Raw genomic sequence first — 25,991 nt, 5'->3', positions numbered from 1 at the left:
CTCGACGACTGTCGCTTAGTAGAAGGTGAACTGATCACTATCCAGGGCGGCCAATCTTGTGCCGGCCAGGAATATCTCGTCACCATTTCCAAGGTCAAACAACACACCACGCCCGGTTTCGGTTGCTGTGTTGATCAGGTCGTCAAAACTGTCAATTCCTTCCACACGCAGTTTCAGATTGTCTCCGGTGATGAAGCCGCCCCGGCGGGCGACTGAACCCTGAAAACCATAGATCGTGTCACGACCATCGCCGGTTTCAAACCGGAATGTATCCTGCCCACGGCCCGCAATCAGGCTGTCGTTGCCGGTGCCGCCGATGAGTTCATCATCGCCACCCTGACCAAACAGCGTGTCGTTCCCGGCCCCGCCGATCAGCGTATCATCGCCGCGGCCGCCAAAGAGCAGGTCGCGCCCCGCCCCGCCATCAAGATGGTCGTTGCCGCGCCGTCCCAGCAGCACGTCGCCGCCAGCACCGCCAATCAGCAGGTCATCCCCTCTGGAGCCGAACAGGATATCGGTCCCGGAACCACCGACCTGAGTGTCATCGAACTCGTTCTGGACCGTGACCGAAACGGTAGCTGTTGCGGTGTTTTCACCGTCACTGACGGTGTAGGTAAACTGATCCGTCCCCTCATACTCAAAGTCGGCGATGTACTGAACCACGCCGTCCTCAAAACTGACTTGACCATGATCCGCTGAGCCAACTGCGACAATGTTCAACGCGTCCCCGTCCGGGTCCGCATCGTTTTGCAGTAGGGCCGAGGGATCCAGACGCAGGGCATTGGGAACTTCGAGCCTAAAGGCGTCGTCGTTTGCGATAGGCGCCGTGTTGAAGCTTTCGAAGGTCAGCGTGAACGCGTCCGACACGGTGTCAGAGCCATCATTTGCGATCAGTTCAATGTCAATGGAACCGGCCGCCGAACTCGGGGCAAGGCCGGACAGGCTGGATCCGTTGAACACCATCCAATCCGGCAATGCTTCGCCGCTGGCCAGTCTGGCTGCAAACATCAGAGGCTCGCCATCCGGGTCCGAAAACACGCCATCCGGGATCACGATCGAGAACGGGGTGTTGGTACGCAGCGGAGCACCCGAAGTATCCGTGTCATAATCGGGTAGAGGATTGACAAGGACGGGGGCGTCCTGCGTTCCGGTGATATTCAGATTGAAGTCATCCGAAATCGTTGACGAACCGTCAGAGATCAGCAACCGAAGACCAAATTCACCAAACACATCCGTCGGTGCTTGCCCTGAAAGGGTCAGGGTTTCCGCATCGAAGGTGATCCACTCCGGTAGGTCACTGCCGTCAGTCTGTGTCAGCGAGAAGTTCAGATCGTCCCCATCGGGATCTGAATAGATACCCTGCTGCAGCTGGATTTCGAACGGAGTGTCCTCGACTGCGGATCGATCAGAAAGCGGAACTGACAGAGTTGGCAGATCGTTGACTGGGTCAATGACAAGATCGAAACTACGGGTTGTCGAATACTGTCCGTCGCTGGCCGTCACTTCAAGCGACAGTGTGCCGTTGAAATTGACTGGTGGTAGACCGGTCAGCCGCATTGTCGACGGATCAAATCCCAACCAGTCCGGCAAGGCCGTACCGCCCGCCCTCGCCAGCGCAAACGACAACGTGTCCCCGTCCGGATCGCTGAACGCGTCAGCGGGCAGCGTCAGATCAACCTCAGCATCTTCGTCGCTATAAAGGGCATTGATAACACCGATCTCAGGCGCCTGGTTGGCGACTTCTAGAGCGACAATGAGCTGCCCATTGCTTTGCAGCAACCCATCGGTCACCACATAGTCGAAGACGACTTGACCGCCGAGGCGTGGATCACGTGTGATCGTTACCGTGCCGTCGTCTGCGATCACAGCGTTGAAACCGCTCCCGCCTGTGATTGACACAAGCGACAGGGCGTCACCGTCCGGGTCAATGTCGTTGCCCAGAAAATCCGCGACTGTCAGGGTTACAGTGACATCGGTACCAATATCGATCAGATCATTGAACGCTTGCGGCGCATCGTTGACCGCAGCCAGCGTCAATGTGACAGCCCTAACTGTTTCCACATTTCCGTCGTTTGCAACCAACTCCAATGCAACGTTGCCATTCACGTTTTCAGGGGGCGTTCCTGTAATGGCCAGGCTTTCAGGGTCGAAACTGATCCAGCTCGGCAAGCTGGTGGCCCCTGCACCGCGCAAAGAAATCGCAAGCGTATCCCCATCCGCATCTCTGAACGCAGCCGGATCTAGAGCGATGTCGAGCGGCTCGTCCTCGACGCCTGACAACGCTATCGCGTCAATCTGAGGCGCGTCATTTACGGCCGAGATCGTCAGATCAACGTCGCGGGTAACCGCGAGGGCACCATCAGACGCGACGAGTTCAAGCTCAACAATGCCATTGAAATCAGCGGGTGGTTGGCCCGTAAGGCGCAGGGCATCTGCGTCGAACGACAGCCAGGCTGGCAGGGCACTGCCATTCCTGGACTGTAGCGATACCGTCAGGTCATCCCCGTCCACATCCGCAAAATCAGACGGATTCAAGGTGATATCAAGTTGCTGGTCCTCAACCGCTTGAAGCTGAACATCGGCAATTGTCGGCGCGTCGTTCACCGGTGTGATGTTCAACGTCACGGGCGCAATGGTTTCAACCTGGCCGTCATAGGCCGTCAATTCCAGTTGAACGTCGCCATTGAAGTCCTGCGGTGGTGTGCCCGATATCGTCAAGGTCGTCAGATCGAACTGCAACCAACCCGGTAACTCCGTCCCATTGGCACCGCGCAGACCAACGGACAACGCATCGCCATCCACATCCGAGAAAATGGCCGGGTCAAGTGTGGCCGAGAACAAGGTGTCTTCGGTACCAGACAAAGATACATCCGCTATTACAGGCGCATCGTTTATGGCTGTAAATGTGATTGTCACCGTCGCCGTATCTGTGCGGCCGGTATTGTCGCTGACCACATATTCAAAGGTCTTCGTTCCGTTGAGATCAGAAGCCGGTGTGACGATAATCTCGCCAGTTGGCAGGTAATCGATACTGATACCGTTTTCAGGGGTGATCGACGTGATACTCAACGGGTCTAGATCGGGGTCCCGGTCATTGCCCAGCAGAGCCGACGCCAGAATGGTAAGTGGCTGATCCTCAACTGCGGTAAAGCGATCATCGAACGCGATCGGATCGTCGGGTGTTGGCAACAAGTCAATATTCACCGAACCTTCGACCGGTACGCCATTGCCGTCCGTGACACGATAAAAGATAACGCTTTGTCCAAAGTCGTCCTTGGGCGGGTGGAATAGCCAGTTTCCGTTCTCAAGCTGAGTGAGCGGGGTTTCAAAAGTTGGCCCACCGAAAATTGTGGTACGGGTGTAAACAGATACAACCGTCAGCGTGTCGCCATCCGGATCAATGTCATTGGCCAGAAGATCCGCAGCCGAGATTTCAAGCGGCGTATCTTCGTTCGTGGACAGAGCGTCGGGGACGGCAAATGGCAGGTCGTTCGCCGGCGCCAATGTAATGTTGGCGTAACCTTCGCTCTCGGCGCCACGCGCATCAGTAACGACATAGCGGAAACCGGCATTGCCAAAGTAATCTGCGCGTGGCGTGAAAGTAACGACACCGTTTTCAAGCGAAACCGTACCATTGTCAGCGTCATAGACCCGCGTGACAGAGAATGCATCGCCTTCGATGTCAGCATCATTGGCCAACAGGTCGGCCATGTTGATGATCAGCGGCTCATCCTCGGTTCCGTTGATAACCGGGTCCGCAATCAACCGTGGTGCATCATTCACCGGGGCGACATCAAGTACCACGCTGCCAGTGCTTGTCAGCCGACCATCTGAAATGCGGTAGGTAAAGGTCAATTCGCCGTTAAAGTCGCCATCCGGCACGAACTGTATCTGTCCATCGGGCAGAACGAACGTGCGGCCGCCATCGACGGTGCTGTCAATGCCCACAAAAGTAAAGGGATCGCCATCCGGGTCATTGTCGTTGACCAATAGGTCGTCGATACGGATGGTCAGGGGGGTGTCCTCCAATATCGAATACCTATCCGTCACAGCGTCCGGCCTCTGGTTGGTAGAGATCACGTTGACACGCACAAATCCCTGATCCGTGCCATCCGTTCCGTCGCTGACGACATAGTTGAACCCGGCAGCGCCGTCGAAATTCGCCGTTGGGGTAAAGGTGATAACACCGTTTTCATACCGCACGGTTCCGTTCACCGCGTCACTAACTGCCAAAATGCTAAGCGGATCGTTGTCCGGGTCAGTATCGTTTGCCGTAAGCGTGGCCGGGTCGATGACCAAAACGCCGTCCTCGAGAACACTGACAATGTCGCCGACTGCCGTCGGCGGATCATTGACCGGCGCCACCTGCAACTCAACAACCGCGCGGTCGGTGCCTTGCTGATCGTCTGTCACCGTATAGGCAAAACCGTCCGGACCGTTGAAGCCTGGATCAGGCGTGTAGCGGAGTTGAACGCCAAGGTTTCCATCAAGAGTGGTCTGAACCGAAATCGGATCTTCGATTGTTCCGTCCGCGCGAGTGACTGTAAGCGTGACATCCAACGCACCGGTCGCCTCAAGCGGAACGAAACCGGACAGTGTGCCTGTATCCGGATCGAGAGACAGCCAGGACGGCAGCGGATTGCCGTTTACAAGGGTCGCAGATACCGTATCACCGGCGGCCAAGGCCAGATCACCTGGGGCAATCAGCGTCAGTTCCGACAGCAGTATATCCAGGGTTCCATTTTGCGGCTGCTCAATCTCAATAACGCGGATCGCGTGGCCGTCCTCGTCGAAGTCATTTGCCAGAAGAACAAAAAGGTCGAACAGGCGAACAGTATCTTCGGTTGCTTCCAGTTCGTCATTTTCGGCCGTCGGCAGTTCGGGCATGGGCAGAACGTTGACAACAATCTCGGCAGGTTCCTCCGAAACCCCACCTTTTTCGTCCTTTGCCACGTAACGGAGCACGATTTGTCCATTGAAATCCTCTGGCGTCACCAGCTCGAACCGGTCGCCGTTTACAATGGTCGAGAACCCTGCGGAATCGGCAATCGTGTAGGTGGCATCGACAGGCAACTCGGTCAGAATTGCGTATTCGACTGCGCCATCACGGACATTCAGACGAACAGGTGGCGTGCCGACAAACACAGGCGGCGGGGTGCCGTCAAATGTCAGAGATGCGGGATCGAAGCCAAGCCAGTCAGCCAGTGGCGCACCGGTTTCGGATTGCGCTTCAAGCGTTTCCTGCCCCCCCAACGGCAAGGCATACAGGCCCTGTCCCGCAAAGAATGCATCGTTTCCGAACAGATCGTTCAACGCTGGGTCGAGATCGGACTGCGGGTCGATCACAATCTCGATCGCAAACCCTTGGCGACCATGCACATAGGTGCCGTTTGGCAGAACCTGCGGCTCAGGGTCAAAACGCAGCTGCAATCGGACCGGATCGGTCTCGTCCGCAGGCGCGTCACCCCTACGGGTCAACTGCAGTGTGTCGGCATCAAAGTCCAGCCAGGACGGTACAGGCTGATTGCCAGCGGCCTGCAATGAGAACGTTCCGGCACTAATGTCAAACAGCGCTATGCGCGGTGCCAAGGACAATCCGTCCGTCAGACCCGAGGTTGGGTCAACAGTGATTGTGTAGTCATAGAGGCTACCATCCGTAGGGTTGGTCAGCGCAACAACCAGGTCGACTGGCTCGGTCATCTCTGCCGGCCATGTGCCGCTAAGGATCAGCGTTGAGGCATCGAATACTAAGCCATCGGGCAGTGGATCGCCCCCGGCCAGCTCAACTGTCGCGACAACGCCATTGTCGAGCTGATCGAGGTCGAACCCATATGAAATCTCGACAGGTTGGCGTTGGGTGTAGTCTTCCTGAATGACGCCCAAAACCGATACGCTTTCGAAGAAGATCACGTCGCCTTCGGGGTCCAGATCGTTCCCAAAGACCTCACCTGGGATGACTGTGATTGGCAAGTCTTCCAGGCCTTGCGCAATATCGTCCCGCAGGACTGGTCCATCGTTGGAGGGCAGAATGGTGACGTTCACGTAGGCAAGGTCGAAACCGCCATTTCCGTCCGCAACCTGGTACACAAAGCCCGCATCGCCATTGTAGTTCGAACGCGGCGTGAACACGATCATTCCGTCATCGTTCAGAGCGACCCTGCCGTTTTCGGCAAACCGATCCAGTCCGGACAAGAACAGTATTTCATCCAGCGGATCTGTATCGTCCGTGTCATTGGCCAGAAGATCGTCGGGATCGATGATCAGGATTTGATCTTCCAGCGTGGTGAATGGGCCATCGTCATTTGCAATGGGCGCATCGTTAAGCGGAATGACATTAAGCTCGACAAAGATCGTACTACGCTCACCGCGCTCATCGATCAGGTCATACGAGAAACCAGCCGCTCCCAAAGCATCCGGGGTAAACGAAATCGTCCGGCTTGCGGCGTCAAATGCCATTGTGCCGCCGACAGCGGAATGAACACCGTCGAATGAGAAATTGTCGCCCTCGATATCGAAATCGTTTTCCAGCAGACTTTCCACGGTGATTTCCTGCGTGCGCTCAAGACGGATTGTGAACTTGTCCTGTCTGCTGCGCGGCGCATCATTCACGGGTTCGATATAAAGCTCGACATCTGCTGTCGACGTTGCTCCATCCGGATCTGCCACAACATATCGGAATCCTGCGAACCCGAAATGGTCGTTCTTTGGAAGGAAGTACACATGGGTTCCATCGCCGTACAGGATGCCATTTGAGCCAGGCGACGAGAACGGACCAGAACCGAAACCCGGCAGTGTTTCATAAACTGAACCCCCATTTTCATCGAAGATTGGCGTAAGCTCTACGATTGTCAGCGGGTCTCCATCGACGTCAAAGTCATTGCCCAAAAGCTCCGCGAAGGAAATGCGCAAAACGGTATCTTCGGTTCCAGTGAATACGCCGTCATCTTTGCCTTCAGGCGCATCGTTTACCGGGGCAACGTTCACTTCGACTCGAGCGGTACTTTCTCGCCCGAACTGATCACGGAGCGTGTAGTCAAAGAACGCGTCACCGTTGAAGTTTGCGTCCCCGAGGAAGGAAACCTGACCTTCCGGGGTGATGCTGACCGTTCCGTTGACTGCATTGGAAACCGAAATCAATTCGATACCATCGGCGCTTTCGCTCACGTCATTTGCAATAAGGAAAGTCGGGTCAATGATGGCTTCGATATCTTCAATCGCAAGACGATAGATGTCGTCCGCGGCATTAAAACGACCAGTCCGTTGAAGCGCGTCAATCTGGTCGCGATCCCACACGGTTCCATTTGCAAAAACCACCTCTTCGATGCCGGATTCGGCGTCGAGGAAGTGATCCCGTACCCTCAGCGTGTCGATCAGGAAGCCTTCGTCCCGTTCCAGTTCCAGTAACAGATCGTTACCTTCTCGGATCACTGACAGGTCCTTGGGTGCGATATCCGCGGCCAGAACCACCCGATCCGTATCTGCTGCATCGCCAGCTTCGATTACCAGATCGGTGCCGCTGTCATAGCCAAAGACATAGCTGTCCGATCCGGCACCACCCGCGATTTCATCATCGCCCCAGTTGCCGTCAAAGTGTTCGTCGCCCGCGCCGCCCACAAACGTGTCGTCCCAGACCGACCCGCGCAGGGCTTCGATATTGGCGTATGTATCGCCGAGCGCTTCACCCTCTGTGCCTTGACCCGTTGCCAGGTTGACGCCAACACCTTCGTCTGCGGTCGAGAAATCGGCTGTGTCAAACCCATCGCGACCATCAAGGACGTCAGAACCGCGCCCGCCACGCAACGTGTTGTCGGCGGCATCACCCCGGATCGTATCGTCGTGGAACGACCCCTGGATGATTTCGATGCTTTCGAACTCATCGCCTTCGGCGTCTCCACCTCCGGCGCTTCCGTCCTGCATATCCACAGTCACAGCTTCGGCGGACAACGTGTAGTCCGCGGTGTCAATACCTTCGCCACCGATTAGATGATCCGCACCACGACCACCCGACAGAAGGTCATCGCCACCAAGGCCGCGCAACGTGTCATTGCCGCGCCCACCAGACAGTCTGTTTTCCGTATCAGACCCGGTCAGTGCATCTTCTTGATCAGACCCGAACAGGTTTTCGATACTTGTGAGCGTATCGCCTTGGGCATCGCCGCCGGTAGCCGTACCGTCAACAAGGGATACTGTTACACCTTCGCCTGAGCCACGATAGTCCGCAGTATCCGAACCTTCACCGCCTTCAAGTGTGTCTCCGCCTTCACCGCCGACCAGCGTGTCCTCTCCGGAACCACCCAAAAGCGTGTCGGATCCCCCGCGACCTTCCAGCAGGTCGTTGCCCAGTCCACCTTCAATGCGGTTGTCTGCCAAGCCACCTGACAGTGTATCGTGCCAATCCGATCCAATCAGCCCTTCGACATTGGTCAGAATATCACCGGCGGCGTGACCACCCTGCCCCAGGCGCGATGCCAGATCAGCACGGACGCCGACATTGGATCCGGCATATGTCACCGTATCAAAGCCTTCGCCACCGTCGATGGTGTCCGCGTCATCGCCACCGTCGATGAGGTCATCCCCATCTCCTGCAAGAATGTCGTCCGCTCCGGCTCCCGCTCGGATGACATCCGCACCATCCTGAGCCTCGATGATGTCGTCACCAGCAAGCCCAATAATCGTTTCGTCCAGATCGGTACCGATCAACAGATCGATCTTGGATGTGCCGGTCAATATACGACCGTAACTATCCTCGACAACCGCCGTGACGGTTGTCGTGTCGCGAACGCCTTCGTTGTCGATGATCGTATAGGTGAATTCGACGGGCCCGGAATATCCATCAGGCACGCGCAGAACGATGAATTCGTCGCGCTGCTCGACGCTGCCAACCGTTGCGGTTCCTATTGCGTCAAACTGGAAAGAGCGCTCCTCCACAGTGATATCAGGCGCGTCGTCGACATCAAAGTCATTTGCCATCAGTTCGGAAATGCGAACGACAAGAGGAACGCCAAGCGGCGTAGAACCGGCATCGTCCCCGATAGCACTCGGCTGATCGTTAACGGGAATGATGTTGATGTCGACAAAGCCTTCGCTCGTGCCGTCGGCGTTGTCGGTCACAAAGTAAACAAAACCCGACTCTCTGGTTGCGTTCAAACCGGGTGTGTACTGGAAATCGCCATTCTCGAGCCGTTCCAGCGAACCCGTGAAGGACCCATGTATTATGCTTTCCGAAAGGGTGAGTGGTCGCCATCCGACTATTTCCAGCGGATCGCGGTCGATATCGGTGTCATTCGCCAGCAGAACTTCGGCTGGAATGATGATCGGAACGTCTTCGTAAACAGTGATTGCATCAGAACCCGCAACCGGCGGAGCATCACCTACGTTTTCGAAGAACAGCGTGACAGTGGCATCACTGACCGCGCCTTCTGGGTCTGAGATCAGATAGTTGAACGTTGCTTCACCCCAGAAATCCGCTTCCGGAGTGAAGATGACCGTACCCCGATCAGTAATCTCGATGGTTCCGTTGGCCGGCTCAGATACGTTTTCAAACGTCAGTGCAAAACCTTCGACGTCATAGTCGTTCTTCATCAACTCTGAGACTGGAATTTCCAGAGGAACATCCTCTGTCCCGCGGAGAATGGTCTCGAACGCGGAGTCTGTATAGTGGTCCGCGCGGGTGACCGGTCGGTCATTGACGGCTTCAACTTCCACAAAAAACATGCCGCTGGACGTTGCGCCTTCGCCGTCGCTGACACGATATGTGAATTGAGCCGTGCCGGCAAAATTCGCCCATGGTGTGAAGAGGATGGTGTCATTGTCCAGAACTTCAACTTGTCCCCCATAGCCAACACCTTGCAGGCCGGCGAAACTTAGGGTGTCGCTGTCCCGATCGATGTCATTTGCGACAAGGTCCTGAGTCTGAATGATCAGAGGATTGTCTTCAACCGTTTGGAAAGTGTCATCCACTGCGTCCGGGGCGTTGTTGACTGGGGTAACCGTCACAAGGGCCCGCGCGGTTGCGGTCGCCCCGTCCGGGTCTTCTACCGTGTACTCGAAATACGTCTCGCCAAAGTAATATGCTGTTGGCGTGACCAGAATCTGGCCATCATCCGTCAAAGTGACGTCCAGATTGGCATTTCCAGTCACAGATGTGACGGTGAGCGGGTCGCCATCGGGGTCGTCATCGTTAAACGCAAGGCTCGCTGCCAGAATCTGAAAAGGTACGTCTTCAGCCGTTTTAAACCCGTCGTTGTCATATGCAATCGGCGCGTCATTGACCGGTCTTACACTGACCGTGACAATGGCTTCTGCCCGGCCACCCTCGGGGGTGTTGGCCACATAGGTAAAGCTGTCGACACCGTTGAAATCAGCGTTCGGCGTATATGTGATCTGACCGTTGCTCGCCAAGCTTACATTGCCGTTGCCAGCTCCAAACACCTGACTGACGATCATACGATCGCCGTCCAGATCATTTGACAGCAAGCGCACCGCATCGATGGTCAGGAAGCCGTCTTCATCAACTTCGAAGCCGTCATCATTCCTCGCTTCGGCCACAGGCCGCACCCGCAGATCGACATAGCCCTTGGTGATCCCGTTGCGTCCGTCGGAAACGGTGTACGAAAAACGGGTCGGACCGTAGAAATCGGCGTTCGGGGTGAACATAACATTGCCCTGAGCATCAAGCTCGGCGAACCCTGAATCGCCACCCTCGACCGCAATGATTGTCAAGGTATCACCGTCCGCATCAAAATCATTCCGCAGCAGCGTGTTTGCATCCAGCAACAATGCCTCACCGCTTGTCGCTGTAAAGTACCCGTCGTCCGTAACAACGGGTGCATTGTTGGCCAGAAGCGTTTCCAGGATTGCTGGAGCCCAGATAACCCCATCCGAAAACACAATCTGTTCTACACCAGCGCGACCACCAGCCAACGCATCGGTGATCGTCAGGCTGTCATCTGGTGAGCTGGCAAAGGTCAGGACGACCGTGTCGCTGCCTTTGAACAGACGGGCAACCGAGGCTTCCGAAGAGATGAAATCAGGCAGTTCAATACGATCGAGGCTTTGTTGCGGATTGTCCGTTTCGACGATCGTATCCTTCCCGTCTCCACGGTGGAATATGTAGACGTCACTGCCAAGTCCACCGATCAGAGTATCATCGCCCGGGCTTCCGTCAAATGTGTCATCCCCGTCAAACCCTTCCACAGGTTCTGAGGAATTGGTCTGGGCGAAACGGATTGCCTGCGCGCGCATATCGTCGCGTGTCCAGATCGTACCGTCCGAAAACTCGATCCGTTCGACACCATCACCATGGGATGCCAGCGCGTTTTCCAGGATGACCCGGTCCCTGCTATCTTTGAACAGTAAGACAAGGTCCAAACTGTCGGCCCCAGCTCGGAGAGCATAGGACAGATCCCCTGGTGCGTGGTCCGGCAGTCTCAGCAGATCGTTACCGGATCCGGTGTCCGCGATTCGATCATCCCCGTCGCCTGCGCGGAAGATGTAGGTATCACTGCCGCCCCTGCCGTCGATCAGGTCGACACCGGCTCCACCTGTCAGGGTGTCGGCACCGCTGGTTCCGACGATGTAATCACTCCCTTCCGTGGATTGATCTGCAACCAATATCGCTTTGACTGCGTCAATGGTCAGAACTTCGCCGGAATCGACAAGAACGATTTCGTCAATCGGATTGTTAACACTGCTCAGCCCATCACGGATCGTAATCTGATCGTCACCCTGTGGAAGCCGGATAATCAGATCGTCCCCCTCGGCACCTACGCGATCGAATTCTATTTCGTCACGGCTATAGCCCGAGATTTCCAGGCGGTTCAGACCAGATTCGTAGTCGACAATGACGTCAGCGCCGTCACCTCTGGAATAGAGATAGGTATCGTCCCCACCTCCACCTGACAGCAGGTCCGCTCCGCCAAGTCCAAACAATGTGTCATCGGCATCAGAACCGGTGATCACATCATTCCCGGAGGTTGGCTTAGAGACAGCAACCTGAGAGGTGATTTCGGCACGGTCCCATTCGGTTCCGTCGTCAAAACGGATCAGGTCAATGCCCCAGCCATATGTATTCCAGAGGATCGTAACCTGCCCGTTATCGCCAGCTCCGACCGAACTTTCAGCAATGATAACATCTATATCACCACTGACACCACGGCGCACATGTACGTCGGCTGGATCAATGCCCCGAAGTTCCAAAACATCCGTACTGCCAGCAGAATCCGCAATCCGGTCAAACCCATCTCCGCGGTTGTAGATATAGGTGTCGCTACTTGCAGCACCCCGCAGGAGATCATCGCCCCGACCACCTTCGATGATGTCAGCACCGTGGCCGCCGATCAGCAGATCATCAAAAGCGGTCGCCTGATCTTCCAACAGCTGACTCGTGATCTGCCCGAGGGTCAGGACAGAGTTGTCGGCGAAAACGATCCGTTCAATTCCCACGCCAAACGTCCCGTTGGCATAATCGCCAGTGCCGCCCGAGAACATTCCATGGACCAGAATTGACCCGCCATCCGCAGCACCCGGGGTGCTTTCTGCGATGCGAAGTACAAGGCCCTCCGGCGTGACCTCGAAACTGAGGCTGTCCTGATTGATGTCGCTCAGCACAAGTTCGTCGGTACCGCCGTCCTCGGCCTCTAGGATTTCGTCATCGCCGTCTCCCCGGGCATAGACATAGCGGTCCGATCCCCCGCGGCCCGTCAAAATGTCGTTGCCCGAACCGCCCGTAAGCGTGTCGGCAAACGTACTGCCCTGCAGGTTGTCATCCCCTGCCGTGCCTGCGCCCGCGGTCAAAGCGGTGATTTCGTCTGCCAGCTGAATGGTGTCTCCACCGTCAAACCTAAGCAGTGGCACCAGTGTTTGGTTGTCATCATCCGTCAGGAAGGCATCTCGCAACGTGATGCTGCCCGCTTCGATATTGCGCGCGCCATCTTCGACAATGCGAATGATCAGATCCTGAAAATTTCGCTCATAGGTAAGGTCAGACGGTTGCAGGCCTTTCAACAGGATTTGCTCGGCCGCAATGATGCTAGAGATCACATACGTGTCGTGACCATCTCCGTTTGAATATGTGAACGTCGAACCTGCGCGGTATACGACGACGGCATCATCCCCTTTGCCCATTTCAAAGTGAGTGACGTCGTCATTGTATCTGACTTCAACGAAATCGTCGCCATCGGTGCCAAGCTTGGGCGCGGATTTCTGTTCGATCAACGGATGATCCCAGATCACGCCATTGTCAAAGAGCACTTCTTTCAGAACGGGCCGGTCTTCTAAGCTGCCGCCTCTAAAGCCTTCGCTTTCCTGCTCGTACCCATGGATAAACCGAAGAACCCCGCCGTCACCAGCTCCGGGTGTGCTCTCTGCGATTCTTATCAACAAGTCTCTGCCATGAGAGATTATCTCGACATCCTCAGGCGCAATCCCGCGTAAGTCCAGAATTCCGGTTGCCGACCCAGAGTTGCTGTTGCTGATGCGGATCAAGTCGTTTCCATCGCCGCGTTCGTAAACGATTGTTACTTCTTCAACATTCGTATCAGGCCCGCCGATCGGACCACCAATTGGCCCTCCAATTGGGCCGCCATTTCCGCCAACATCGCTGGCGTTAATGATATCGTCGCCCTTGCCTGCATCGATTGTGAGAGGCCCTTCCTGACCTGCCAAATCAATCAGATCATTTCCATCGGTTACAACCGGGGTCGGAATCATTTCAATGAGGTCAGCACCGGTCAGTGTTGTGCCGCCGTCCAAAACAACTTCGACCCGAGCCAGATTGGACACAGCCCCAAGGAATATCTCTCCAGAGTCTGATCCCGACGCCTCGCGCCCTTCAATCATAAGGATGACCATATCGCCCCGGGTTTGGATCGACAGCTCGCTTTCGAGTACATCCACGAGTGTGAGGCTGATGTTGTCTGGGCTTGCCGGCAAGTAAAGTTTGGCGAGGCGATCATACTCGCCCGGGTAAAGATCACCATTGTCCAGAGCGGTATTCAATGCAACTGACAGAGGGATCGTGGCAGCTTCACCGCCCTGGAATTCAAGCTGGATATCACTCAGGCTTGGCTCGAAACCAACCAGAATGCGCTGTGAGTCCGAGTTGTCAGGTAACGTTCCGCCTATGTTCAGATACAATTTTGTGCCAGTATATTCGTAACTATGCTCTCGGCTGTTGAACTCAGCCAGCGTCATGTCAAGAGGATCTTCAAAGACTTTCAGCGTCGTCTCATTGACAGCGTAAGTTTCATTCAAACGATCGAATTCTGCTTGAGTGATACTCTCGGCATCTTCAAAAGCATCAAAAAGAGCATCTGTAAGAGAGAAGTAGCGAGTATAGCCGGTTGTGGTCGTTATAAAGAAACCGTCCAGATCAGGTTCGCTTGCAATAAGTTTACGAACGGTCTGTGTACCATCTGCCTCAGAACCTTCTGCAACAAAATACAAGTCGCCCGCTTCGAAGTCGACATACCTGGAAGGGCTGTCAAAATACTCGCTTGACGGTATACCCAAATCAACGACCGGAAGGTCGGGAAGATCTTCCGGATCTGGTTCGGCAAAACGAGGGCTAGGTGGGCGACCGCCTTCTTCGATGTTCTTGAACAAGGCGTAAGAACCGCTTTGCACGCCGCGTTCAAAGTTGAAGCTCTGTTCAAAGTTGCGCTGGCTCTCTTGCTCGGCATTTTGTGCCATAGAAAGCAAATCGTTAAGAGACAGGGTTACGCCGTCCGAGAATGTGTACGAACCGAAATTTGTGCCGCCGCGTTCGTTTCCAGCCGCAACGATCCGAAGGCTTCCTTCAGCCGAACCAAAAGTCAGAACAAGATCACGTCCATCATCGTATCGGTCGCGCTGGAACGGAAGCAACCATGCTTCAATCTGGTTTGAAGCAATATCAACGAAATTGACTTGTGCATCTTTCTCAGAGAAGAAGGCAATGCTGGAAATCGTGTCATGCCCATCACCGAGGGCATAGTTAAACGTTGTTTCAACATAGTGATCTTCTGCAGATCCTTGCACGAAGAACTCGTCAGCAGACGTTGAACTTACCTCGTTTGCAAATGGGCTTACGCTAATATTGACTGTTGTGCCTTCGGGCGGCTCATAACTCATCCACGCCGCAGCAATTTCGGCGGCGCCCCAAATCGTGCCATCGGCAAATTCGATTTCTTTCAGTTCAATCTCAGCTTCGCCCAACCAGATGCGGTCAGTGCTGCCGACAACGCGCAGTTCACCTTCCCAGTACCGGTCATCGCGTCCAAGCGGCAACAACGAACGCACCAGCACGATATCGTCGGGGTTCAAATCGTTCAGCTTCAGACGATATCCCTGAAAGTCGAACCCAATTGTATCGACCCCATCTCCGCGCGAATAGACGATGGTATCAAGGCCAGCCCCCGGCAACAGAAGGTCGTCACCACCAAGTCCTTCGATTGTGTCGGTGTCGTTGGTACCACTGATGCGATCATTGCCTTCGGTTGGCCCTGGCTTCGGACGAGGTTGAATTCTCGAGTTGATTTGCGAGGAATACCAAACGGTTCCTCCTTCAAATTGAATTCTATTGATTGCAGGATCACTGTCCTGATCACGACCGCGTACTTCAATCCTGTCTTCAGTGCCTTCGAAGGTTACAATGTAGCCGTCTTCGTCGACGGGGTGCCGCGCAAGAGTAACCTGATCAGGCGTATAACCATTGATTTCCAGCGTGTTTGTCCAACGGATTGGACCACTCAGAATGACGTCCTGCCCATCGCCCTGATTGAAAACGACGACATCGGCATTGTATGCCCCCAAAACGATAACATCGTCGCCTGCCCCGCCTTCAATTCTGGCGCGCACCGGATTGCTGTAAATTACGTCGTTGCCATCTGTTATATTCGCCTCAAGGATGGCGGATGCGATTTCCGCCAAGTCCAGTGTGCCATCATCGAAAATGAAATCCCGCACCACGCGGGGATATGTGTCACCGCTGCTGCTTAGATCGTAGAACCCGTTCTCAACCACAATCCGGTCGTCACTGTTCTCAAAAGTAATGACCAAATCGTCAGGGTTTGCCGCAGAAACAGCGAATTGCGCGTCCGCAAGGACAAACCCTTCAAGACGCAGCTTGCTGACAATATCGAAGTCGTGGTTGCCCTCGATGCGATCATGGCCACCACCACGGGCAAACACGTATGTGTCGGACCCATCGATCCCCTTGTAAATCTCTGAGGCGCTTGTGCCGGTCAACGTGTCATTGCCGGACGTACCCTGAATAATCTTCGGGGCGTTCGGCACAGTGGCGCGTTCCATCGCGGCAATCAGAGTGTTCTGACTCCAGACTGTCCCGTCCGCAAATTCGACCTGAGTTACGCGCGCACTGTATTCATACAGCGCATCAATCAATAGGACTTCATCGCCATCACCCAAGCGTAGCAGAACGTCATAAGAAGAGTTCTCGACTTGAATGACAGAGATGTCCGATACATGATGATCAGGTAAAACTAGCCTGTTGGTTTCATAGCGTGATCCGGATTCTTCGATCTCATCGCGACCATCACCTTTGCGGAAGACAAAGCGATCATGGCCGGCACCGCCATCCAGGTGGTCATACCCCTCGTTCCCGACAATGGTATCGTTGTTGCCGGTACCGACGATAGTGTCGTCAAAGCTGGTTCCTTGGTTCAAGGTCGACGCGAACATCTGGTCACGGGTCCAGATTGTTCCATTGCTGAACTCGAGCTTGTCTATCCCATTCATTGCTTCGTCGTAACGGAGCAGAATTTCGTCGGACGTCCCATCGAAACGAACAACCAGTTCATTCCGGTTGGCAACGGGTCGGGATACTGAGACTTCCTCGGGGGCGTATCCCAGCAGGGAAATTGTATCCGTTCCACCAGTATCCGAGACGACATCGCGACCATCACCCCGACGGAAGACGTATGTATCGTCGCTATTTCCTCCGCGGATATCGTCATCCCCACGCCCGCCATCGACATGATCCTGCTGGTCCGTACCGAATAAAACGTCATCGCCATCGCTTTGCTGTTGCTCGACGACGGCGCGCAACAAGTCGGACTTATCCCAATTTGTGCCATCGGCAAACGCTATGGTCGGCAAGATGGTCGCCGTACGGGCGCCCACCAGAACGATCTGATCGCCGGTTTCCGGGAAGGACAGCGTCAGATCATCCCCGTCAATGCGGGTCACGCGCACCTCGACATCGGCCACGGTCAGATCATCCAGCGCAATGACCGCATCCCCGGCGCTGTCCGGCAGGACCACGCGATCAATGCCGTCGCCCGGGCGGAAAATCAGCTGTGTATCCGCGTCCATAATCACGCTGTCAAATCCGGTGCCAGGCGTGATCGCAACATCGCCTGGCAACTCACGCGCATCGATATTATCCATGCCGCTGTTCTGACGTGCCTGCAACGCAAGTGTCCGCGCGGCCTGAAGCGTCAGCTCACTGCCATCTGCAAAGACAAAGGACTCAATCCAGTCTGAGCTGTCGGACGACGCGCCTTTCAGGATGACCAGAGTTTCACCGGTCCGGTCCAACGTGATCAGGAAATCTTCGCCAACCTGAGCGAACGATACGTCGCTTTGAGCGATGCCAACGCCAAATTCAATACGGTCGTCTCCATCGGTGTCACGCGCGGAATCCGCACCATCGCCGTAGCCGAAGCGATAGATGTCGTCACCCGTACCGCCTTCCAGCGCATCGGAACCACCTTCCCCCGCCAGGATATCCGCGCGGCCGTCAAATCCGATCAGCTGATTGTCGCCGGAATCCCCTTCGAGAAGCCGGTCCCTGAAATCATCGGTCGTCAGGGTGGAACCATCTGCAAACAGGAACTCTTCAATCGTTGTGCCTGCCAAACCACCAACTATGGTCAGGACGTCTTCACCATTCCCCAGATTGATGAGCAGATCGTTCCCGTTCCTCCGGACAACCAGACTGTCTGCACGCACTGTCTCGCCAAAGATGACGCGGTCAATGACGCCCGCTTCGTCCTGTCGCTCTTCAATCTGGTCAAGATCGTATCCCGCACCAAACGCATAGAGATCCCCCAGATCACCACCGCGCAAAATATCGTCACCCTGCCGGCCATCCAGTTCATTGACCTGATCGGGCAGCCCCTCGATGACATTGTCACCCCGGTTTCCGCCTGCAATCTGGAGCAGCTCTTCGACATCAGAGATTGATATGACACTCTGATCATAGAACTTGAACAGCTCGACGCCCGTGGTCAGCGATGCAAACTGGTCGCGAATACGCAAAGTATCCGAGCGGTTTTCGATGGAGACAACCAGATCGTCCCCATCTTTGGTAAAGATCACATTGTCTCGCGTGATGTCCCCACCAAACTCTACCGTGTCAGGTGTTATGTTCGGCACGAACCGCCGATCCTGCCATGCGGCACGCTCCTGCGCATCGACAATAACATCCTGGCCATAACCCGCATCGAACTTGTAAGTATCCCCGCCGTCGCGGCCAATGAGGATGTCGTCACCGCCTCGGCCGTCCAGGGTTTCCGTCAGGTTTGACCCGGTGATGGTTTCATTAGCGGAGGTGCCAACCAGATCGATGTCTTCCGCGTTCACGTCAGTGAACACCATGATGCGATCATCGAAATGGAGTTCCTCCACCGCGTGAACCTGCTTATCGTCGCGCACATATTGATCGCGCAGGATCAGACGATCACCTGTGTCGTTGATAGTAATAATCAGGTCCAGATCAGTTCGACTGAACGTCACATCGGCGACATTCACGCCATTGAACTCAACCTGATCAAAGCCGCCCTCCGAAACAATGGTGTCTTCACCATATCCCCGCTCGAACACATAGGTGTCGTTGCCACCCTGCCCGATCAGGGTGTCATTGCCAGCCCCACCATCAATGCGATCCGAGACGCTGAACCCATAGATGACATCGTCACCGTCGGTTTTGGCGATATCGACATAGTGTTGCAGAAGCTTGGTCCAGGACCAGATCGTCCCATCCCCATATTCGATCTCTTCGATCTTGTTGATGAGCCCGGTAAAAGGAGGTCCAGCTTTAAGGAAGTCGGTCAGCGTTATCCTGTCCTGCGTGCCTGAAATCCGGAAAGTCAGCGTATCGCTGCTACCGTCGCGTTCGAAATCGAAGTCGCTCCAACGCAGATCGTCCTTGAACTGCAGGCGATCTGTTGGCTCGCCAAAGAACTTGATGCTTAGGTCATTGTCTTCAACGACATCATGGCCGTACCCCCGGCCAAACACATAGGTGTCGGACCCTTCCAGGCCGGTCAGGTAGTCATCGCCACCCCGACCATCAAGCGTGTTGTCATTGACCAGACCGTAGATCGCGTCATCGCCGGACGTTCCAGCCTCATCAATGACCCGTGCAGCGATCTGTTCGAAGTCCAAGGTTTCGCCATTGTCAAAAACAAACCGTTCGATCAGATACGGAGAGATATACTCTTCGTCGAAGCCTGCAGCAGCGCCGATCGCGCCGAGGTTCAGGGCAACGCCGTTGAATTGATCCTCAACAAAGAGGCTATCGCCTGTCTCTGCACCATCGGCGTCGAGCAGATAAATTTGCAGATCATCTGAATCTCCGTCTCTTTGCAACCGCAGAGAGTCTGACGTGATGCCTTCTCCGAAGAACAGGAAGTCCAGGCCTGCCTGGATCGGCCCAAATCCAGCCTGGGACAGCGCAGAAACACCGTCCAGTTCTTCGCCAATAACGTCCTGACCATCGCCAATGTTGTAGAAGTAATAATCGCCGCCCGCGCCGCCACGCAGGACATCATTTCCTTTACCGCCACGCAGCACATCACCCGAGCCAGACCCAACGACAATATCATTGCTGTCCTGCGGATTGCTGACCTCAATGGCCATCTGGAAACGGTTCCAGAGCACCCCATCGCCAAAGGCAATCGTGTCCACACCCGAATCCAGACGAGATCCATTGGTCAAAAGTGGGTTTAGCTCACCAAGGAACTGATCCTTGATCCGGATAACGTCATCGCGCCCGGCGATGGTCAGGATCAGATCCTCGCCGTCGCGCACCGCGGTCACGTCCGAGGACAACACTCCTGCCAGACGCAGGCTGTCCTGCTGACCGGTATCGACGTCATCAATGACATCCGACCCGGAATTCTGACCAAGGAAATAGAAGTCCGCGCCCTGACCGCCTTTGTAGGTCTGATCCCCTTCCGTCATGTGGAAGTAATCAACACCGGTTGTGCCCAGAACCTCTGTGGCATCACCATCGTGATCGCGCAGGCGGTTTTCGTTCAGCGACAGCGCATACATCACGCTGCGCAAATCCAGATCAGTCGGAATCGCCTCAAACGCCGGCAGCATCATTTGCATGATGAAGGCCTGATCCACGCTTATGGAACTCCCGGCCACATTGCCCTCACCAGATGGCAGATAGTCCGGATAGACCTGCAGCAGAATCTCGTTCCAGTCGCTCAGGTAATCTCGTGCCGCGTCATACCCGCTTGGGGTACTTTGGAATATGGCTTCAAATACGGGCTGCAACTCATAGTCGGTTGTTGCCGTATACCGGTCAATATCAGGCTGGTATTCGATACCTTGTGCAAATTCCGACAGGCCGCCCTGGAACGCCATGCGCACCGCAAAGGCGCGGCTGAACGAAACATATTGATCTGCGACCGGCCCCAACAGATCCAGCATCATTTCGATGCCAGACACATAGCCGTCCGGAACCGCAACACCTGTGTCGAATTCCGGGCTGACGGTGTAGCTCAATACACCTGTAGGTTCATCAATGGAAGCGGTCAGCATCTCCGGCTGGAATTCCAGCCCAGCCAGAAGCATTGCCAAATGGAATTGTGCGGGCGTTAGCAGTTCAACGCGGAACTGACTGTCGTCATCCGAGCCCACTTCGTCGAGCGTGTCAAAATCGATCTCGTAATTGCGCAGGTTGAAGTCCTGAGCAGTTCCGTATTTCGACTGCAGTTCAAGTGCCCGGTCCAGATTGCGCGCCCAGACATAGAAACTACCATCTTCGTCAGACACCAAAACGGTGTAGTCGACGGCTTTCCCGTCGATGAAATTTATCGCAATGGTCGGAACCGGCAAATCGGCTAACGGTTGATGCCCAAACTCTTCCACGCGCCATTCACGGCCAGAGCCGGGAGACGTTGCCGCGATGTCGCCGATACCTGGTTCCGCAATGATGGAGCCGTCCGCAGCGGTCACATCAGCGCCGCTTGCCAATGCCCAGGCATCACCGTCTCTGACGGCGTAATCCAGAATGACAGCACGCCCTTCGACGACTTCCACCAAATAAGCAGTTTCTTCGCGGTAGGTGAGAGGCTCAGAACGATCCGAAGGCGAGAACATCTGCTCAAGCTGCCAATGCGTTCCTGACGCTACGGATTGAGCCATAATGTCCGACAATTTCGGACGATCAATCGCGGCCCCTTCTGGCGTCAGAACTGCAGTTCCGCTGGCCAACTGCCAAAATCCGCCGTCAGCGTCTTCAACCCAGATCGCCCGATCAACAAGCGCACCGCCGTCGTCAAGAAGAACAGGCGCGAGTTCGCGGGTCAAAGGTTGCGTCAGAGCCCACTGACTGAGCGTGTCTCCGGCTGCGGCCACCAACGCATTCAGGTGCGGCGTGGTCATTGCGCTGCTGGCCTGCAACGCCAGTTCGCCAACACGGAAGTCATTCGACATGACGATGTCGAAATTGACGACTTGACCGAAGCCTCTCGACGAAATTGCGTTGCCTTGAATCCAGGAAGCAGTTCCGCTTTCCCCACGGAAGATGGTGTTCACCTGATCAGCGGCCAAAACCGCATCAAACAGGTTCCCGGTGCTGCCATCCGCACGCGTGAAACTACCTTCCCGCAAGAGTTCGTTGTTCTGCGGTGTCGTGATGCCAAGCTCGATCGTTGCCAGCGAGATGGACTCGATGCCAAGATCTTCAAGGCTCGACAATTCATCTGCGGTGGTCTGTGCGTCTTGGTTCAGATCCTGCCAGACCTTTAGCTCGGAGTAGATGCTGTCACTAGCGTCAATTACGCCGTCATCGTTTTCGTCATGCTGCGCCAGTTCTTCAAAGCCGGAGACGCCAACACCGCCGAACATTTCTGATATGTCATCGATCTGGCCGTTGCCGTTCAGGTCCAGAACAAGGAAACCGTCATCTGGTGCGACCCACCCGACTTGCTCTGCGAAGAAGTCGCCATCCGTGTCGAAGAAGACGCCGGATTCATCGCGGGAAAGGGTTTCGATGCCGTCGCCATCCAGATCAAGGATCAGCGGATCTTCTCCATCAACCCATCGCGCCGCCTTGACGAAGAGATTTAGTGCCCCGGCAATCGTAAGCAGCTTGTCGATCATTGGCAGGAAGCGGTTAATGCCCCCCGGGAAACCTGGGATCAACGACATTATCGACAGGTAAGGATTGGCATTCTTAAACAACATGCCAAGATCACCAGCGGCGTCTGGGTTAAATCCCTCCCCCGCAAAAACGAGATCAAACAGGCTGTTGGCGTTCTGGAAATCCTCTTCTGCACCCTGGCGGAAACCAGCACTCCAGAATGTCGCCCGATCCTGGTAGTTCTCAAACTTCATGGCGCCGTACAGTGGGGTGCCGTCCGCAAGTTCATGAGCTGACTGAGCTCCGGTGAGTTCATCAGCCAAGCCGCTAAACATATTTATTACATAGAGAGTACTCTTACCGTCTTCGTCCCTGGTCAACTGATAATTTATGAACGGTAAGAAGTAATCAAAATAGACCGAGCTTTGGAATGTAGCCAATCCACTGACGCCGGTCACAGCGTCAAGCATCACCCCAGGCCCGAAGTACAGAGGCAAGTCATTGGTGCCCCCCACGAGTGGGATACCAAAGAACTTCAAAACATCATTGGGGGCCGGATCCCTCATGGTCGTATTGGGCCAGAACCAGATATTGTCGCTGTTCTCTGACCCCTCTAAATCCGTTCCGTCAACGCTCCGCCCATCTTGAGTATCACCGTAGATTTCGCCGCCAAATGACGTGTTAAAAATCCAATCTCGACCATTGCCACCTTCAATTATTGCACCTTCGCCCCTGGAGACAAAAAGCCAGTCGTCGCCTTCTCCACCGGAGATAGTGAGGCGCAGGTCCGTTTTGGCAACCGCACCCTCATCAGGGCTTGCCAACGAAGTATCGGGGACTTGTTCGCCTGCGCGAATAATCGAAGGATTATATACGACGATATTGTCGTCGCCTTTTCCGCCATCAATCTCACCAAATTGGAGAGGATTGTCATTTTCATGCCACCCACCAAACGCCTTTGCGAGAGCCCCGATTTCGCCAAAGATCAGATTGTCGGCAAAATCAGTCCCCTCAACAGTCTCAAAACCGGCTAGTTTCAATGGTGACTTACCGCCGAATGGCTGGAATCCTGTCAGCAGCAATGGCAATTCTGTAGGCGCGAAAATCACCGTGAGAACAGAGGCTAAATTACTGGGTCGATCGCTATCCGTGCTCGCGTCTGCTTCACGCATAGCGCCATTTACGAGGTCAATACCAAAGCTTAGATCTGCAAATGAAACTTCATCATAGTCAGAATCACTAACTTCCCCTGCCGCAAACCCGTTAAAATCAATGTAAATAGGTGCAGCAAGTGCAGAGTCCTGTACGCGAAACTCGTCGCCACGCCGTGAAAGCTGAACGCGTTCGATATTGATAAGTGTATCCCGGCTAAGCCGGTTGGTATTGACGTCTCGGATATCGATCTCGACCGTGGTAACATCGTTGTTCGCATTCAAACTAGCTGTCTCCAAACGAAGCAGCTCGAAGCCATCATCGCCCAGAGAACCCTCATCGCGCGAGTCTTCTAGTGCAGAATAAACTACGGTGTTATTCTCTTCGTCCTCTTCCCACCAGTTAAGAAATCTCTCGAGCCAACCACCCTTGTTCCATGTACCTACATATGTATCGTTATTAAAATTTTCGGGCAGTTCTTGTCCGGAAGGCAAAGTAAAGTCCGGGTTGTCGCCGATCGTATCAAAAATCTCTTGATCAACACCTGTGGTAAAAACGACATCCGCCCCGAGACCCGGATCGATCATCGAAGTTGTGTTTGCAACGATGATGTTTGACCGAGCATCCGCTCTGATCTCATCTTTCGTATTCGCATCAAAGTATGCAGCCACATGTTCTATATTGGTCAAATCTTCTAATCGAAAACTGCCGAGATCCGCTTTGTCCAGCGGAACATCGCTCAACTTAAAAAATACAGTGTCTGCAAATGCAGCCACCAGATCCTTTTCGTTGTCTGACTCCTCTGCGGGACCATAAGCCTTTTCAAGGATTTCTTTTACGTCGTCGGAATCTAGCTCTCCGACAGTTTCGTTCCCTGAGAACCCAATGAAGTTAAGAGCTTTCCGCAGGAGACTGGGGTTCTCTTGGTAGTAATCCTGAATTAGGCGTCTGACACCTACGATCTCGCTTCGATCAAAATTCAGTTCTGCGGCACCTTCGTGTTCTCTGTGGTCGATTGTCCACAGCTCTTCACTAAGATCCAAAAGAAGAAAATCTGCCGTTTCGGGATTCTCATAGCCGTACCGCTGTTTCTCAAAATCTTCAAAAAACGAAAACACACCTTCTTCTGGGCGTTGGTCGGCAGCTCGCTTGTGGTCTACTTCCTGCCGGGCCATCGCCCCCGCGAACTGAACAGCGATCTCCGCAAGACCCGGCACAAGCGATTTAGCTATCCTTCCGCCTTTAACCAACTGCCCCAGCTCATTGGCATCATCAAACATGGCCCGAATACCGGTATCACCGAACACTAACCGCCCGGCAGTATCCAAAGTAGAATAGGCTATAGCCGTCCGCATTTTTCCAGCTGCTGTACTGGTGCCTAATTCTCCTGCTTCTGTGAACCCAGATGCAAGACCTATATCTTCCCGGAATAGCGCTGAAAGAAGTTCGTTTGAAACTTCACGCCAGGCAATTTGTTCCTCGCCGCCGGTTTTGGCCAGTTCCTCTGCAAACAGTAAGGTCGTCAGTAAGGCCTGGCCATGTCGCTGACCCGGATTGGTTTTTGGAATGGGCGGAGACCAATTGAATGTATCTAGTTCTGTTTTGCTCGGAATGTTCTCTTCCGAAGACACTTGACCGCTGGCAATGGCTTTTCCCAGCCAAGCAAGAGCATCATCAACGCCTGCACCCTGCAGGATGGGCACCTTCCCCGCGAGAAATGCAAGTGCCTTTCCGGTGTACTCCGCTGCCTGCCCGTTCCTGAGGTAAGTATTAATTTCGTCTTTTACGTGATACGCACTAATGTTCTTGTAGTTTGGATTGACCAATCCAAGCGCACTCAATACCGACTGTGTCAAGCCGTCATCCAGACGGTTCGGAAACCCCGCAGCTTCGGACAACGATTGCGCCAGTTCGGCGAGTAGCGCGGCTGAAGCTACCCCAAATGGCATATGGTCGAATATTACCGCTTCGGAGCCACTGTTCAAAGCAACCAGGCCAGCAAGCCCACCGCCCAGCGAATGACCAGTTAGTACTATTCTTGAATTTTCATGATCTTCCGCAGGGTAGTTTAGACGCCTTTCGGTAGTAGCCTCGAAGAACTTTTTTGCATGGTACGCTTGCGATCCTGCCCGTATCAGACTGTCTTCGGACCCTTCACCGCCGGCTCCGATGATCCAACCGTTGTAAATGTCGCTGCCGCTAGTATCGGAACCAAATTTGTTGTCCGTACCGCGAAAAGACAGTATTTTGGTGGGGTTATCTGCATTACTGTCGTTAAACGGACTATCTACCCCGTAGGCAATTGTATATGAAACTGCGGCAAACCCATCCTCGCGCCTTTCAGTGTCGCTGTACGGAATGAACTGACCAACATTTGCATATCCAACCACACCACTGCCGAGCCCGTCCTCATCGTCATTGTCTTCTTTGTACACCCCAGCGCCGTAGCCACGATTGTATGCGTCCATTGCCAATATCGACAGGAAAAGCTCCTTGGAGATACTCATGCAACCAC

At 54.6% G+C, this 25,991-nt stretch carries 1 protein-coding gene; it reads right to left on the bottom strand.

What is annotated here, in order from left to right; genetic code table 11:
* Positions 1 to 15 precede the first annotated feature (15 nt).
* Positions 16 to 25,983, bottom strand: a complete 25,968-nt coding sequence (locus MHN28_RS19950) for a tandem-95 repeat protein (protein ID WP_239344331.1) — start codon at positions 25,981 to 25,983, stop codon at positions 16 to 18.
* Positions 25,984 to 25,991: the final 8 nt, after the last annotated feature.

It is taken from the genome of Ruegeria sp. Ofav3-42 (genome assembly GCF_022347725.1).
Lineage (GTDB): Bacteria > Pseudomonadota > Alphaproteobacteria > Rhodobacterales > Rhodobacteraceae > Ruegeria.
Note: the sequence above shows the minus strand (reverse complement) of the source record. Positions and strands in the feature narration are given on the sequence as shown.

Excerpts from the sequence above, each read along its gene's own strand:
- MHN28_RS19950 (WP_239344331.1), bottom strand. The coding sequence starts at position 25,983 with ATGAGTATCTCCAAGGAGCTTTTCCTGTCGATATTGGCAATGGACGCA.